Annotated in this window: 9 protein-coding genes; 5 read left to right on the top strand and 4 right to left on the bottom strand. The window is 72.3% G+C overall.

What is annotated here, in order from left to right; all coding sequences use genetic code 11:
• Nucleotides 1-71 precede the first annotated feature (71 nt).
• Together QBL25_RS15150 and QBL25_RS15145 are read right to left on the bottom strand one after the other, a co-directional pair.
• Nucleotides 72-2,285, bottom strand: coding sequence for a molybdopterin oxidoreductase family protein (locus QBL25_RS15150; protein ID WP_409057561.1), 2,214 nt, complete (start codon nt 2,283-2,285; stop codon nt 72-74).
• 162 nt (nt 2,286-2,447) lie between these two features.
• The gene (locus tag QBL25_RS15145; RefSeq protein WP_409057560.1) at nt 2,448-3,203 is read right to left on the bottom strand and encodes a vancomycin high temperature exclusion protein; all 756 of its coding nucleotides are present in this window, start codon (nt 3,201-3,203) and stop codon (nt 2,448-2,450) included.
• A 176-nt stretch (nt 3,204-3,379) separates the two neighbouring features.
• Between QBL25_RS15145 and QBL25_RS15140 the strand changes: the two genes are divergently transcribed.
• From QBL25_RS15140 to QBL25_RS15120, 5 genes are all read left to right on the top strand, one after another.
• Complete coding sequence (locus QBL25_RS15140) at nt 3,380-4,306, top strand: sirohydrochlorin chelatase (RefSeq protein ID WP_409057559.1); 927 nt, start codon at nt 3,380-3,382, stop codon at nt 4,304-4,306.
• Nucleotides 4,307-4,362: 56 nt separating this feature from the next.
• Entirely contained in the window at nt 4,363-5,703 is a 1,341-nt protein-coding gene (locus QBL25_RS15135; protein WP_409057558.1) for a deoxyguanosinetriphosphate triphosphohydrolase, read from the top strand.
• Between the two features lie 144 nt (nt 5,704-5,847).
• Nucleotides 5,848-7,110 (top strand): NAD(P)/FAD-dependent oxidoreductase, encoded by a 1,263-nt coding sequence (locus QBL25_RS15130; RefSeq protein WP_409057557.1) that lies wholly within the window; start codon nt 5,848-5,850, stop codon nt 7,108-7,110.
• A gap of 43 nt (nt 7,111-7,153) precedes the next feature.
• Entirely contained in the window at nt 7,154-9,070 is a 1,917-nt protein-coding gene (gene dnaG / locus QBL25_RS15125) for a DNA primase (protein ID WP_409057556.1), read from the top strand.
• Nucleotides 9,071-9,188: 118 nt separating this feature from the next.
• Nucleotides 9,189-10,508: an RNA polymerase sigma factor gene (locus QBL25_RS15120; protein WP_409057555.1), complete on the top strand. Its 1,320-nt coding sequence runs from the start codon at nt 9,189-9,191 to the stop codon at nt 10,506-10,508.
• Nucleotides 10,509-10,513: 5 nt separating this feature from the next.
• On the opposite strand, the gene QBL25_RS15115 is transcribed toward QBL25_RS15120, so the two are convergent.
• Complete coding sequence (locus tag QBL25_RS15115; RefSeq protein WP_409057554.1) at nt 10,514-12,442, bottom strand: ABC transporter ATP-binding protein; 1,929 nt, start codon at nt 12,440-12,442, stop codon at nt 10,514-10,516.
• Nucleotides 12,442-14,175, bottom strand: a complete 1,734-nt coding sequence (locus tag QBL25_RS15110; protein WP_409057553.1) for an ABC transporter ATP-binding protein — start codon at nt 14,173-14,175, stop codon at nt 12,442-12,444. Before QBL25_RS15110 ends, QBL25_RS15115 begins: the two co-directional genes overlap by 1 nt.
• Nucleotides 14,176-14,248 lie beyond the last annotated feature (73 nt).

Raw genomic sequence — 14,248 nt, 5'->3', positions numbered from 1 at the left:
GCGGCGGGCCGGGAGGACACGCTTCCCGGCCCGCCGCCCTGCCCCCTCGCTAGCCCTCCGCCAGACCTCCGCTAGGCCCGCTGAGCCCGCTCCAGGCGTACCGCGCACACCTTGAACTCCGGCATCCGCGACACCGGGTCGAGTGCCGGATTGGTCAGGGAGTTGGCCCGGCCCTCGCCCGGCCAGTGGAACGGCATGAACACCGTGTCGGAGCGGATCGCGGTCGTGATGCGCGCCGGGGCGACGGCGCGCCCCCGCCGCGAGACGACGGTCACCGCCTCGCCCTCCGCCACCTCAAGCCGCGCGGCCAGCCGCGGGTGCAGCTCCACGAAGGGCCCCGGAGCGGCGGAGTTGAGCTCGTCGACGCGACGGGTCTGGGCCCCCGACTGGTACTGCGCGAGCACCCGCCCGGTGGTCAGAAGCACCGGATACTCGGCGTCCGGCTCCTCCGCCGCCGCCCGGTGTCCCACCGGCACGAACCGTGCCCGCCCGTCCTCGGTGGCGAACCGCTCAAGAAAGAGCCGCGGAGTCCCGGGATGCCCACCCCCGACCCCGAGCTCACCCCCGACCCCGACCCCGAACCCGAGCTCACCCCCGACCCCGACCTCACCCCCGACCGCAGGCCTGCCGCCCCCGTCACCCCCGTCCGCCCCCCGCCCCGCGACCTCCTCCTCCGCCGGGCACGGCCAGAAGACTCCCTCGCCGTTTCCCGCCCGCAGGCGGGCGTACGAGATGCCCGAGTAGTCCGCCGGGCCGCCCGCGCTCGCGCGGCGCAGCTCGTCGAAGACTTCCTCCGGGTCCGTCGGGAAGCCCTTCTCGTGGCCGAGCAGGGCGGCGAGGCCGTGCAGGACCTCCAGGTCGGTCCGTACGCCGGGCGGCGGGCTCACCGCCCGGCGGCGCAGCAGCACCCGCCCCTCCAGGTTCGTCACCGTCCCGGTCTCCTCGGCCCACTGCGTCACCGGCAGGACCACGTCGGCCAGTTGAGCCGTCTCGGAGAGCACGACGTCCGCCACCGCGAGGAAGTCGAGCGACCGCAGCCGCTCCTCCACGTGCGCGGCCCGCGGCGCCGAGACGACCGGGTTGGAGCCCATCAGGAGCAGCGCCTTGATGTCCCCGCCGAGCGCGTCGAGCAGCTCGTACGCGGACCGGCCGGGGCCCGGCAGCGAGTCGGGGTCCACGCCCCACACCCCCGCCACGTGCGCCCGCGCCGCGGGGTCCGTCAGCTTGCGGTAGCCGGGCAGCTGGTCGGCCTTCTGGCCGTGCTCGCGTCCGCCCTGTCCGTTGCCCTGGCCGGTCAGGCAGCCGTACCCGGACAGGGGGCGGCCCGCGTTGCCCGTCGCGAGGCAGAGGTTGATCCACGCGCCCACGGTGTCCGTGCCCTTGGACTGCTGCTCGGGCCCGCGCGCGGTGAGCACCATGCCGGTCCCGGCGTCGCAGAACATCGCCACCGCGTCCCGCAACCGGGGCACGGGGACGCCGCTGATCCGCTCCACGTACTCCGGCCAGTGCGCCATCGCCGCCGCCCGCGCCTCCTCCCAGCCGCTGGTCCGCTCCTCGATGAACGCCTCGTCCGTCCGCCCCTCGGCCACCACCAGGTGCAGCAGACCGAGGGCGAGGGCCAGATCGGTGCCGGGGCGCGGCGCCAGATGCAGGTCGGCCTGCTCGGCGGTCCGGGTCCTGCGCGGGTCGACGACGATCAGCTTCCCGCCGTTCGCCTTCAGCTCCGTCAGATACCGCAGCGCGGGCGGCATCGTCTCGGCGAGGTTCGAGCCGACGAGAATCACACAGCTGGCCCGCGGCACGTCCTCCAGCGGGAACGGCAGACCCCGGTCGAGCCCGAAGGCCCGCTGCCCGGCCGCCGCCGCCGACGACATGCAGAACCGGCCGTTGTAGTCGATCTGCGACGTGCCGAGCGCCACCCGCGCGAACTTCCCCAGGGCGTACGCCTTCTCGTTGGTCAGACCCCCGCCGCCGAACACCCCGCAGGCGTCCGGGCCATGCTCCGTACGCGTGCGGGAGAGTCCCTCGGCGACGCGGGCGACCGCCTCCTCCCAGGTGGCCGGTTCGAGCCGGCCCGTGGCGTGGGATCGGACGAGCGGCCCGGTCAGGCGCACCCGGGAGGAGAGCACGGCGGGGGCCGTCCGGCCCTTTCCGCACAGCGCGCCCCCGTTCACGGGGAAGGCGGGGCGCTCCACGACCTCCACCCCGCCGGGGGCGGTGGCCAGGCCCATCCCGCATTGCAGCGCGCAGTACGGACAGTGGGTGGGTGTCGCCTCGGTGTGCATGCGCTCCAGCGTCCGCGAGGCGTGTTACGCGCCCCGACGCGGTCGCGTTACGCACGCGGTAAGCCGGCCTCAGCGCGGCCCGCGCCCCCCTGTGAGCTGTTCGCGGCCCCGCTCCATGCCCGGAGGCCGGGTCCGTCAGCGCGCCCCGGGGGGCCGGGTCCGTCAGCGGGCCGCGGCCAGCGCCCGGTCCACGCCGGGCTCCCGGGGCCCCAGGAAGTGCGGGTCCGGCCGCAGCGTCGCGTCGAGCGCCGCCTTGCCCGCCGCGAACAGCTCCCGCGTGCCGCCGTAGTACCAGGTCGCGTCGTGCTTGGCGTCGACCCCGACGCCGTACGACGTGACGCCTGCCGCGCGGCAGAGCGCGACGGCCCTGCGTATGTGGAAGCCCTGGCTGATCAGGACCGCCCGGTCGACGCCGAACACCTTCTTGGCGCGCACGCAGGAGTCCCAGGTGTCGAAGCCCGCGTAGTCACTGACGATCCGCCGCCCCGGCACGCCGCGCTCGGTGAGATACGCGCGCATGGCGTCCGGCTCGTCGTAGTCCTCGCGGCTGTTGTCACCCGTGACGAGGACGACCTCGATCCGCCCCGCCTCGTACAACTCCGCCGCCGCGTCGAGCCGGTGCGCGAGATACGGCGAGGGCTCGCCCTTCCACAGCCCGGCGCCGAAGACGACCGCGACCCGCGTGCGCGGCACGTCCGCCGTCGTGTGCAGCCGCCCCTCAGCGGTCACGAAGAGCCATGTCGCGGGCAGCAGCGCCACCACGCACACGGCCATGATTCCCTGCACGGCCCGCCGCTGCCCCCGCCTGGTCCGCGGCAGCCGCGGACGGCGCAGCCGGGCCGCGATTCCACGGGCCAAGGCCCGGACGCCCGAGGGCTTCCTCGCCCCCGGCCGCCGCATCCACTCCGGCCGTCTCATGCCGATCCCCCGTGCCCCGCCGCCGGATCCCCCCGATCCGATCACTGTCCACAACGGTAAGCGACCCCACCGACAACCGGCTCTGACAATGCCCGCGCACCCGCGGTGAGACGGCCCGAAAGGGCCCGTCACCGCCGCGCAACGCGACCGAAATAGCACGCCGCCATCCTCGGTCCATGACGCCGTCGAACCCTCTTCGCGATGAGTCCGGCAGCACCCCTCTCGACAGTACGGCGCACCTCATGAACCGGATCAACAGCCAGCTCGTCAGCCAGCTCAGCCTCGTCACGCTCGACGGCAGCCGCCGCCCCGCGCCGGCGCCCGCCCTCGTCGTGGTCGCCCACGGCAGCCGCGACCCCCGCGCCCTCGCCACCGTCACGGCGCTCCTCGACCGGGTCCGTGCGCTGCGGCCCGGGCTGACCGTGCGCCTCGGCCACATCGAGCTGAACGATCCGCCGCTGGACGGCACCCTCGCCGCCACCGACGGCTCCGCCGTCCTGGTGCCGCTGCTCCTGAGCCGCGGCTACCACGTCAAGCACGACATCCCCGACGCCGCCGCCCGCGCGCCGCACCTCGACACGCGCGTCGCCGCCCCGCTCGGCCCGCACGCCCTGCTCGTCGACGCGCTGCACGACCGGCTCGTCGAAGCGGGCTGGCCCGCCGATTCCGCCCGGGCGGGGCGGCGCACCGGCGGGGTGGTCCTGGCCGCCGCGGGCTCCCGCGACCCGGACTCCGCCACGGACACCCGGCGCACCGCCGACCTCCTGGCCCAGCGGCTCGGCGTACCGGTGATTCCCGCGTACGCCACGCCGACCGCCACCTCGCCGCTCGGCGTGCCCGCGGCCCTGCGTGCCCTCGCCGCCCGTGGCCGCCACCGCACCGCCGTGGCCTCGTACTTCACGGCACCGGGCCGCTTCGCCACGCAGTGCGCCGACGCCGCCCCCTGGATCGCCTCGGCCCCGCTCGGCGACCACCCGGCGATGGCCCGCCTCCTCCTGCACCGCTACGACCAGGCCCACGCGACCGGAACAGCGACCACCCCCGCAGCCACCGTCCCCTCACCCGCCTCCCAGGTTCCGCCCCGTCAGCTCGCCTCCGCCTGACCGGTGCAAGGGGCCCTGAAGCCCTCTTTGTCACCGCTTGCGTTTACTGTCGGTGCATGGAAGGCACTGCACCGAACACGTACGACGACCGGCCGGCCCACGAAGCGGCCTACGACGAGGCGGCCGTCGAGCGCTGGGCCGCCGAGCCGGACAAACGGCCGGGGCGCACCGCCTTCCAGCGTGACCGCGCGCGGGTCCTGCACTCCGCGGCGCTGCGCCGCCTCGCGGGCAAGACGCAGGTGGTCACCCCGGGCACGCGCAGCAACGAGGCGTGGGACGCCAGCGCCCGTACGCGTCTGACGCACTCCCTGGAGTGCGCCCAGGTGGGCCGCGAGCTCGGCGCCGCCCTCGGCTGCGACCCCGACCTGGTGGAGACCGCCTGCCTCTCGCACGACATGGGCCACCCGCCCTTCGGGCACAACGGCGAGCAGGCGCTGAACGAAGTCGCCGAGAGCTGCGGCGGTTTCGAGGGCAACGCCCAGTCGCTGCGGCTGCTCACCCGCATCGAGCCGAAGCGCTTCGTCCGCAGCCAGGACGCGGGCGACATGGTCAGCGTGGGCCTCAACCTCACCCGCGCCGCCCTGGACGCCGCCACCAAGTACCCCTGGCCGCGCGGCGCCCACCCCACCGACCCGGCATCCCCCAAGTTCGGGGTGTACGAGGACGACCGCCCGGTCTTCGACTGGGTCCGCAAGGAGGCCCCCGGCCGCCGCACCTGCTTCGAGGCCCAGGTCATGGACTGGTCGGACGACGTGGCGTACTCGGTGCACGACATCGAGGACGGCCTGCACGCCGGACACCTCGACCCGAACCTCCTGCACGCCGAGCCCGAGCGCCAGGACATCTTCGCCGTCGCCATCGGGCGGTACGTCCCCGCGGACACCGACCCCCAGGAGCTCTCCGAGGCCCTCGACCGCCTCCTGGACCAGGAGTGGTGGCCGCACGGGTACGACGGCTCGGCGATCGCCCAGGGCCGCCTGAAGGACGCCACCAGCCAGCTCATCGGCCACTTCTGCCTCGCCGCCGAGACCGCCACCCGCCTGCGATACGGCAAGGGCCCCCTCACCCGGTACGGCGCCGAGCTCGTCGTCCCGCGCGAGGCCCGCCACGAGTGCGCGGTCCTCAAGGCCGTCGCCGACCGGTACGTGATGCAGCGCCCCGCCCAGGAGCGGCTCCGCGCCGACCAGCGGATCGTCGTCGCCGAGCTGGCCGAGGCGCTCACCGCCCGCGCCCCCGAGGGACTCGACCCGCAGTTCCGCGCGCTCTACGACACGGCGCCCGACGAGCGCGCGGCCCTGCGCGTGGTCGTCGACCAGATCGCGTCGCTCACGGACGCCGCCGCACGCTCCCTGCACGCACGGCTCACGGCACGACGGCCCAGGCAGACCCGGCTCTGAGGGATACGGCCCTGACATATGCGGAATGAGCCGATCGACCACGGGGCGTGACGAAAACTGGCCGGATCGGGCCGCAACCCCTTCCCCCATCACGCTGCGTGCGGGACGCTCCCCCCTGACGGCAAGGCTTTGAGGAGGCATCAAGTGGTCGACGCGGATCAGACGTTCGTCATTGTCGGAGGAGGTCTCGCGGGCGCGAAAGCGGCCGAGACACTCCGGTCCGAGGGCTTCACCGGCCGGGTGATCCTCATCGGCGACGAACGCGATCACCCGTACGAGCGCCCACCCCTGTCCAAGGGGTATCTCCTGGGCAAGGAGGAGCGCGACAGCGTGTTCGTCCACGAACCGTCCTGGTACGCGCAGTCGGACGTCGAGCTGCACCTCGGCCAGACCGTCGTCTCCGTGGACCGCGGGACCAAGACCGTCCACCTCGGGGACAGCACCGTCATCCACTACGACAAGCTGCTGCTGGCCACGGGCGCGGAGCCGCGCCGGCTCGACGTCCCCGGCACCGGCCTGGTGGGCGTGCACCACCTGCGGCGCCTGGCGCACGCCGACCGGCTGCGGCAGGTCCTCACCGGTCTCGGCCGGGACAACGGCCACCTGGTGATCGCCGGAGCTGGCTGGATCGGCCTGGAGGTCGCCGCGGCCGCGCGGACGTACGGCGCGGAGGTCACCGTCGTCGAGCCCCGGGCCACCCCGCTGCACGCGGTCCTCGGCCCCGAGGTCGGCCAGATGTTCACCGACCTGCACGCCGAGCACGGCGTGCGCTTCCACTTCGGCGCCACCCTCACCGAGATCGCGGGCGAGGACGGCCTGGTCCTGGCCGCCCGCACGGACGACGGCGAGGAGCACCCGGCGCACGACGTGCTCGCCGCCATCGGCGCCGCCCCGCGCACGGCGCTCGCCGAAGCCGCCGGTCTGGAGCTCGCCGACCGGGCGGACGGCGGCGGTGTCGTCGTCGACGCCTCTCTGCGGACCTCGGACCCGGACATCTTCGCGGCCGGCGACGTGGCCGCCGTACAGCACCCGCTCTTCGGCACGCGGCTGCGCGTGGAGCACTGGGCGAACGCCCTGAACGGCGGCCCGGCCGCGGCCCGCGCGATGCTCGGCCAGGACGTGACGTTCGACCGCGTGCCCTACTTCTTCTCGGACCAGTACGACGTCGGCCTGGAGTACTCGGGCTGGGCCCCGCCCGGGACGTACGACCAGGTCGTGGTGCGCGGCGACGCGGGGAAGCGGGAGTTCGTCGCCTTCTGGCTCGGCGAGGGCCGCGTCCTGGCCGGCATGAACGTCAATGTGTGGGACGTCACGGACACCATCCAGAAGCTGATCCGCACGGGCGCGCGGCCGCCGGCCGAGTCCCTCTCCGACCCGTCCGTCCCCCTGGAGTCGCTTCTGGGGTGACGGCCCGGGCGGGAGTGTCACAGCAGGGCCGTAGTATTCCTACGTGGCAGGCAGGATCAATGACGAGGACGTGAAGGCGGTTCGGGACGCGGTCCCGATCGACGCCGTGGTCTCCGACTACCTCCAGCTGCGGAACGCGGGTGGCGGCAACCTCAAGGGCTTGTGCCCCTTCCACGACGAGAAGTCACCGTCCTTCCAGGTCAGCCCCAGCAAGGGTCTCTTCCACTGCTTCGGCTGCCAGGAAGGCGGCGACACGATCGCCTTCGTGATGAAGATCGACCACCTCACCTTCTCGGAGACGGTCGAGCGCCTCGCCGCCCAGGCGGGCATCACCCTGCGGTACGAGGAGGGTGGGTACAACCCCTCCGGCCAGCGCGGCGAGCGCATCCGCCTCGTCGAGGCCCACAAGATCGCCGCGCAGTTCTACGTCGACCAGTTGGAGAGCCCCGAAGCGGAGATCGGCCGCAAGTTCCTGGCCGAGCGCGGCTTCGACCAGGCCGCCGCCGCGCACTTCGGCGTCGGGTACAGCCCCGCGGGCTGGGACCACCTCACCCGGTTCCTGCGCGGCAAGGGCTTCAGCGACAAGGAGCTCACGCTCTCCGGCATCTCCCAGGAGGGCCGCCGCGGTCCCATCGACCGCTTCCGCGGCCGCCTGATGTGGCCGATCCGCGACATCAGCGGCGAGGTCGTCGGCTTCGGCGCGCGCAAGCTGCGCGACGACGACAACGGCCCGAAGTACCTCAACACCCCCGAGACGCCGATCTACAAGAAGGGCCAGGTGCTCTACGGCGTCGACCTGGCCAAGAAGGAGATCGCCAAGACCTCCCGCGCGGTCGTCGTCGAGGGGTACACCGACGTCATGGCCTGCCACCTGGCCGGTGTCACCACGGCCATCGCGACCTGCGGCACCGCCTTCGGCGGCGACCACATCAAGATCCTGCGCCGCCTCCTGATGGACAACGGCTCGGCGCGGGTGATCTTCACCTTCGACGGTGACGCGGCGGGCCAGAAGGCCGCCCTGCGCGCCTTCGAGGACGACCAGAAGTTCGCCGCCGAGACGTACATCGCCATCGCGCCCGATGGCATGGACCCCTGCGAGCTGCGCCTGGCCAAGGGGGACGGCGCGGTCGCCGACCTGGTCGAACCCCGCACGCCGCTCTTCGAGTTCGCGCTGCGCCAGATCGTCGCGCGGTACGACCTGGAGACCCCCGCGGGCCGCGCCGCCGCCCTGGACGAGGCGGCGCCGGTCGTGGCCCGCATCAAGAACAGCGGCGCGCAGCACGAGGTGGCCGTCCAGCTCGCCGGCATGCTCGGCATCCTGGACACCCAGTTCGTGGTCAAGCGCGTGGCCCAGCTGGCACGTTGGGCCCGCGACCGGGGCGGCAGGGGCCCGGCCCCGCAGCCCCAGCGCGGCCACCAGAGCCAGCAGTACGGCCCCTCGGCCCCTGCTGCGCCCTCCGGCCCTTCCGGGCCCGCGCTCACCCTGCGCAGCCCCGCCCACCGCACCGAGCGCGAGCTGCTCAAGCTGGCCCTGCAACGCCCCGAGCTGGTCTCCCCGGCCTTCGACGCGTACGGCGTCGACGAGTTCACCGCCCCGCCGTACGCCGCGGTGCGCCAGTGCGTCGAGGAGGCGGGCGGCGCCGAGGCGGGCATCCCCGAGCCGCAGACCTACCTCGCCCGCGTCCTGGACGCGGCACCGGACGACACGGTCCGCGCCATGGTCACCGAGCTGGCCGTCGAGGCGATCCTGCGCAAGCAGGTGGACGAGATCTACGCGGGCATCCAGCTTGTCCAGGTCCGGCTGCGGGCCGTCGACCGCCGGATCCGCGACGTCCAGGGCAGCCTGACCCGGCTGAGCGGGCAGGGCGACCCCGCGCAGCTGACGGCCGTGCAGAACGAACTGTGGGTCCTCCAGCAGTACGCGCAAGCGCTGCGCGAGCGCGGGGCGGACGCGCTCTGAGGGTCGGCTGACGCCCGGCCGGTTACCCGTCGGGTAACCGACCGGTCACGCACCGGACTCAAAAAGTCACCGCACGCCCCTCGTGGCGGCCGTGTGTCGTACCCCACACTGGGTTGCGGTGCCTGAGTCCTCGGAGCGCGGCCGGCCCGCAGACAGCGGATGCGGTTCCGGTGAACCCGCGATTCCACACATCGTGTTCGGGACGGACAGCGGCGAGGCCGCGGAAGCCGATCCCGCTGTACCGCTGCCGCACGCCTCAGCAGCGATCATCATGGAGGTCGCCCCCGTGCAGACCCAGACCCTCAGCCAGACCGAGACCGCCCTCGCCGCGGAAGTGGAAGCGGAGGCGGCGGTGGATACGGACGTCATCGCGACCGTACCGCAGCAGAACCGCGCCGCCCGGCACCCGGAGGCGGGACCCGAAAGCCCTGAAGCGGAAGCGGCCCCCGAGCCCCCGGAAGCACTCGAACCGGACACCGGTGAGCTGCCCGCGCCGCCCGTGCCCCGCGGCCGCGCCGACACCGGCGGCCCGTCGTCCGACCTGTTCCGCCAGTATCTGCGCGAGATCGGCCGCATCCCCCTGCTCACGGCGGCGGAGGAAGTGGAGCTCGCCCGCGGCGTCGAGGCCGGTCTCTTCGCCGAGGAGAAGCTGCGCCTCGCCCCGGACCTGGACTCCCAACTCGCGCTCGACCTCGACAAGTTGGTCGTCGCAGGCCGCATGGCCAAGCGCCGTCTGATCGAGGCCAACCTCCGCCTGGTCGTCTCCGTCGCCAAGCGGTACGTCGGCCGCGGGCTGACCATGCTCGACCTCGTCCAGGAGGGGAACCTCGGCCTGATCAGGGCGGTCGAGAAGTTCGACTACGCCCGGGGCTACAAATTCTCCACGTACGCGACCTGGTGGATCCGTCAGGCGATGTCGCGGGCCCTCGCCGACCAGGCCCGCACCATCCGCGTCCCGGTGCACGTCGTGGAGCTCATCAACCGCGTCGTCCGCGTCCAGCGCCGCATGCTCCAGGAGCGGGGGTACGAACCGACCCCCGAAGAGGTCGCCGCCCAGCTGGACCTGCCGCACGAGCGGGTCAGCGAGGTCCTGCGCCTGGCACAGGAACCGGTCTCGCTGCACGCGCCGGTGGGCGAGGAGGACGACGTCGCGCTCGGTGACCTCATCGAGGACGGCGACGCCACGAGCCCCGTCGAGTCGGCGGCCTTCCTGCTGCTGCGCGAGCACCTGGAGGCGGTGCTCTCCACGCTCGGCGAGCGCGAACGCAAGGTGGTCCAGCTGCGCTACGGCCTCGCGGACGGCAGGCCCCGCACCCTGGAGGAGATCGGCAGGATCTTCGGCGTGACACGCGAACGCATCCGCCAGATCGAGTCCAAGACCCTCAACAAGCTGCGGGACCACGCCTTCGCGGACCAGCTGCGCGGCTACCTCGACTGATACGGCTAGTCGACCTCGGCCACGGCCTGGGCGAACTGCGCCGCGTACAGCCGCGCGTAGGCGCCCTCGGCGGCCAGCAGCGCGTCGTGCGTGCCCTGCTCGACGATCGCGCCGTCCTCCATCACCAAGATGGTGTCCGCGTCGCGGATCGTGGACAGCCGGTGCGCGATGACGAACGAGGTCCGCCCGTGCGCGAGCCGCGCCATCGCCTTCTGGATGAGCACCTCCGTGCGGGTGTCGACCGAGCTGGTCGCCTCGTCGAGCACCAGGATCACCGGGTCGGACAGGAACGCCCGCGCGATCGTGATCAGCTGCTTCTCGCCCGCGCTCACCCCCGTGCCCTCGTCGTCGATGACCGTGTCGTAGCCGTCGGGCAGCGTGCGGCAGAAGCGGTCGGCGTGGGCGGCCCGCGCCGCCTCCTCGATCTCCTCGCGCGTGACGTCCTTGGCGGCTCCGTACGCGATGTTCTCCGCGATCGTGCCGCCGAACAGCCAGGTGTCCTGGAGCACCATGCCGATGCCGGCCCGCAGTTCGTCGCGTGACATCTTCGCGATGTCGACCCCGTCGAGCGTGATGCGCCCGCCGGTGACCTCGTAGAACCGCATCAGCAGGTTGACCAGGGTGGTCTTGCCCGCGCCGGTCGGTCCGACGATGGCCACCGTGTGGCCCGGCTCGACCTTCAGGGAGAGGTTCTCGATGAGCGGCTTGTCCTTCTCGTAGCGGAAGGACACCTTCTCCATCTCGACCCGGCCGCGCAGCTGGTCGGGGCGCTCGCCCGGGACCGGGTCGGCCTCCTGCTCCTCCGCGTCGAGCAGCTCGAAGATCCGCTCGGCGGAGGCGACACCGGACTGCACCAGGTTCGCCATCGAGGCGACCTGCGTGAGCGGCATCGAGAACTGCCGCGAGTACTGGATGAAGGCCTGCACGTCACCGATCGACAGGGCGCCGGACGCGACCCGCAGACCACCGACGACGGCCACCAGGACGTAGTTGATGTTCGACATGAAGAACATCAGCGGCTGCATGGCCCCGCTGTTGAACTGGGCCTTGAACCCGGCCTCGTACAACGCGTCGTTCTGCTCGGCGAAGGCCTTGGCCGACTCCTCCTGGCGCCCGAAGACCTTCACCAGGTTGTGCCCGGTGTACATCTCCTCGATGTGCGCGTTGAGCTTGCCGGTGGTCTTCCACTGCTGCACGAACTGCGGCTGGGACCGCTTGCCCACCTTCGTCGCCACGAAGAACGACAGCGGCACGGTGACGAGCGCCACCAGGGCGAGCAGCGGCGAGACGTAGAACATCATGATCAGGACGCCGACGATGGTGAGAGCTGAGTTCACCAGCTGACCCATGGTCTGCTGGAGGGTCTGGCCGATGTTGTCGAGGTCGTTCGTCGCCCGGCTCAGGACCTCGCCGCGCTGCCGCTTGTCGAAGTACGACAGGGGGAGGCGCGACAGCTTCGTCTGGACGTCGCCGCGCATCCGGTAGACGGTCTTGTTGATGGCGTGGTTCGACAGCCGTGTCGACACCGCCATCAGCAGTCCCGCGACCAGGAACACGCCGAGGGCGAGCAGCAGCACCTCGCCCATGGCGTCGAAGTCGATGCCCTTGCCCGGCGTGAAGTCGACCCCGGAGAGCATGTCGGCCATGCCGCCGTCGCCCTTGTCGCGCAGGCCCTCGATGGCCTGGTCCTTGGTGATGCCCGCGGGCATGTCACGGCCGACGATGCCCGCGAAGAGCAGGTCGGTCGCCTTGCCGAGGATCTTCGGGCCGAGCACCGTGAGCGCCACGCTGAGCACTCCGGCGGCGAGCATCCCGTACATCGTGGTGCGCTCGGGCCTGAACTGCGCCAGGAGCCGCTTGCCGGATCCCTTGAAGTCCATCGAGCGCTGGTCGGGGCCGCCCCCGGCCATCATCCGTCCGCCAGGACCGGCCATCACGCGGCCTCCGCTTCCGTCAGCTGGGAGAGCACGATCTCCCGGTAGGTCTCATTGCTCTCCATCAGCTCGTGATGGCGTCCCGTCCCCACGACCCGGCCCTCGTCCAGGACGATGATGCGGTCGGCGTCCCGGATCGTCGACACGCGCTGGGCGACGATCACGACCGTGGCCTCGGCGGTCTCGCGGCCGAGCGCGGCCCGCAGGGCGGCGTCGGTGGCGTAGTCGAGGGCCGAGAAGGAGTCGTCGAAGAGATAGATCTCGGGGCGCTGTACGAGCGTCCTGGCGATCGCCAGGCGCTGGCGCTGGCCGCCGGAGACGTTCGTGCCGCCCTGCGAGACGGGCGCGTTCAGCCCCTCCTCCAGGCTCTCGACGAAGCCCTTGGCCTGGGCGACCTCCAGGGCGTGCCAGAGCTCCTCGTCGGTCGCGTCCGGGTTTCCGTAGCGGAGGTTGGTGGCGATCGTGCCGGCGAAGAGGTACGGCTTCTGCGGCACGAGGCCCACCGTCCGCGCGAGCAGGGCGGGCTCGATGGTGTGCACGGGCACGCCGTCCACCAGGACCTCGCCCTCGGTGCTGTCGATGAGCCGCGGCACGAGGTTGAGCAGCGTCGACTTGCCGCTGCCGGTCGATCCGATCACGGCGGTCGTCTCGCCCGGCCGTGCGACCAGGCCGACGCCCTTCAGGACGGGCTCCTCGGCGCCGGGGTAGCGGAAGCCCGCGTCCCGGATCTCCAGGTGGCCGTGGCGCCGCAGCTCGGTGACGGGGGATGCCGGGGGCACCACGCTGCTCTCGGTGTCCAGGACCTCCTCGATGCGCTCGGCGCAGACCTCGGCGCGCGGCACCATCATGAACATGAAGGTGGCCATCATCACGGACATCACGATCTGCATCAGATACGCGAGGAACGCTGTGAGCGCCCCGATCTGCATGCCGCCGCTCTCGATGCGGTGCGCGCCGAACCAGACGACGGCGATCGAGGAGATGTTCACGACGGTCATGACGATCGGGAACATCAGGGCGAGCAGCTTGCCGGTGCCGAGCGACACCTCGGTCAGCTCGGCGTTGGCCCGCCGGAAGCGGCCTTGCTCGTACTCGTCGCGGACGAAGGCGCGGATGACGCGGTTGCCGGTGATCTGCTCGCGCAGCACGCGGTTCACGGTGTCCAGGCGCACCTGCATGGTGCGGAAGAGCGGGCGCAGCCGCCGCACGATCAGGCTCACGCAGACCGCGAGGACGGGCACGACGGCGACCAGGACGCCCGAGAGCGGTACGTCGAGGCCGAGGGCCATGACGATGCCGCCGACGCACATGATCGGCGCCGACACCATCAGCGTGAACGTCATCAGGACCAGCATCTGCACCTGCTGGACGTCGTTCGTGGTGCGGGTGATCAGCGACGGGGCGCCGAACTGGCCGAGCTCCCTGGCGGAGAAGGACTGCACGCGGTCGAAGACGGCGGCGCGGACGTCACGGCCGAGCGCGGACGCGGTGCGGGCGCCGTAGTAGACGGCGCCCACGTTGCAGATCACCTGGGCGACCGTGACGGCGATCATGAGGCCGCCGAACGACAGGATGTAGCCCGTGTCGCCCTTCACGACGCCCTCGTCGATGATGTCGGCGTTGAGCGTGGGCAGGTAGAGCGAGGCGCAGGTCTGGAGGAACTGGAGCAGCACCAGCAGCGCGATGGGCTTCTTGTACGGGCCCAGGTGGGCCCGCAGGAGTCGTATGAGCACGGGGTCTCTTCGAGAGGCGGGGCAGGGCTATGGCCGGGTTCTGGCGGAGTCGGACCCATCCTCCGACACCGCC

This window comes from Streptomyces sp. SYP-A7185, assembly GCF_046103685.1.
Classification (GTDB): Bacteria; Actinomycetota; Actinomycetes; order Streptomycetales; family Streptomycetaceae; genus Streptomyces.
Note: the sequence above shows the minus strand (reverse complement) of the source record. Positions and strands in the feature narration are given on the sequence as shown.

Bases quoted from the DNA above. Each gene is read 5' to 3' on its own strand.
- QBL25_RS15115 (WP_409057554.1), bottom strand. From the start codon at position 12,442: ATGGCCGGTCCTGGCGGACGGATGATGGCCGGGGGCGGCCCCGACCAG.
- QBL25_RS15140 (WP_409057559.1), top strand. From the start codon at position 3,380: ATGACGCCGTCGAACCCTCTTCGCGATGAGTCCGGCAGCACCCCTCTC.
- QBL25_RS15145 (WP_409057560.1), bottom strand. From the start codon at position 3,203: ATGAGACGGCCGGAGTGGATGCGGCGGCCGGGGGCGAGGAAGCCCTCG.
- QBL25_RS15150 (WP_409057561.1), bottom strand. From the start codon at position 2,285: ATGCACACCGAGGCGACACCCACCCACTGTCCGTACTGCGCGCTGCAA.
- QBL25_RS15135 (WP_409057558.1), top strand. From the start codon at position 4,363: ATGGAAGGCACTGCACCGAACACGTACGACGACCGGCCGGCCCACGAA.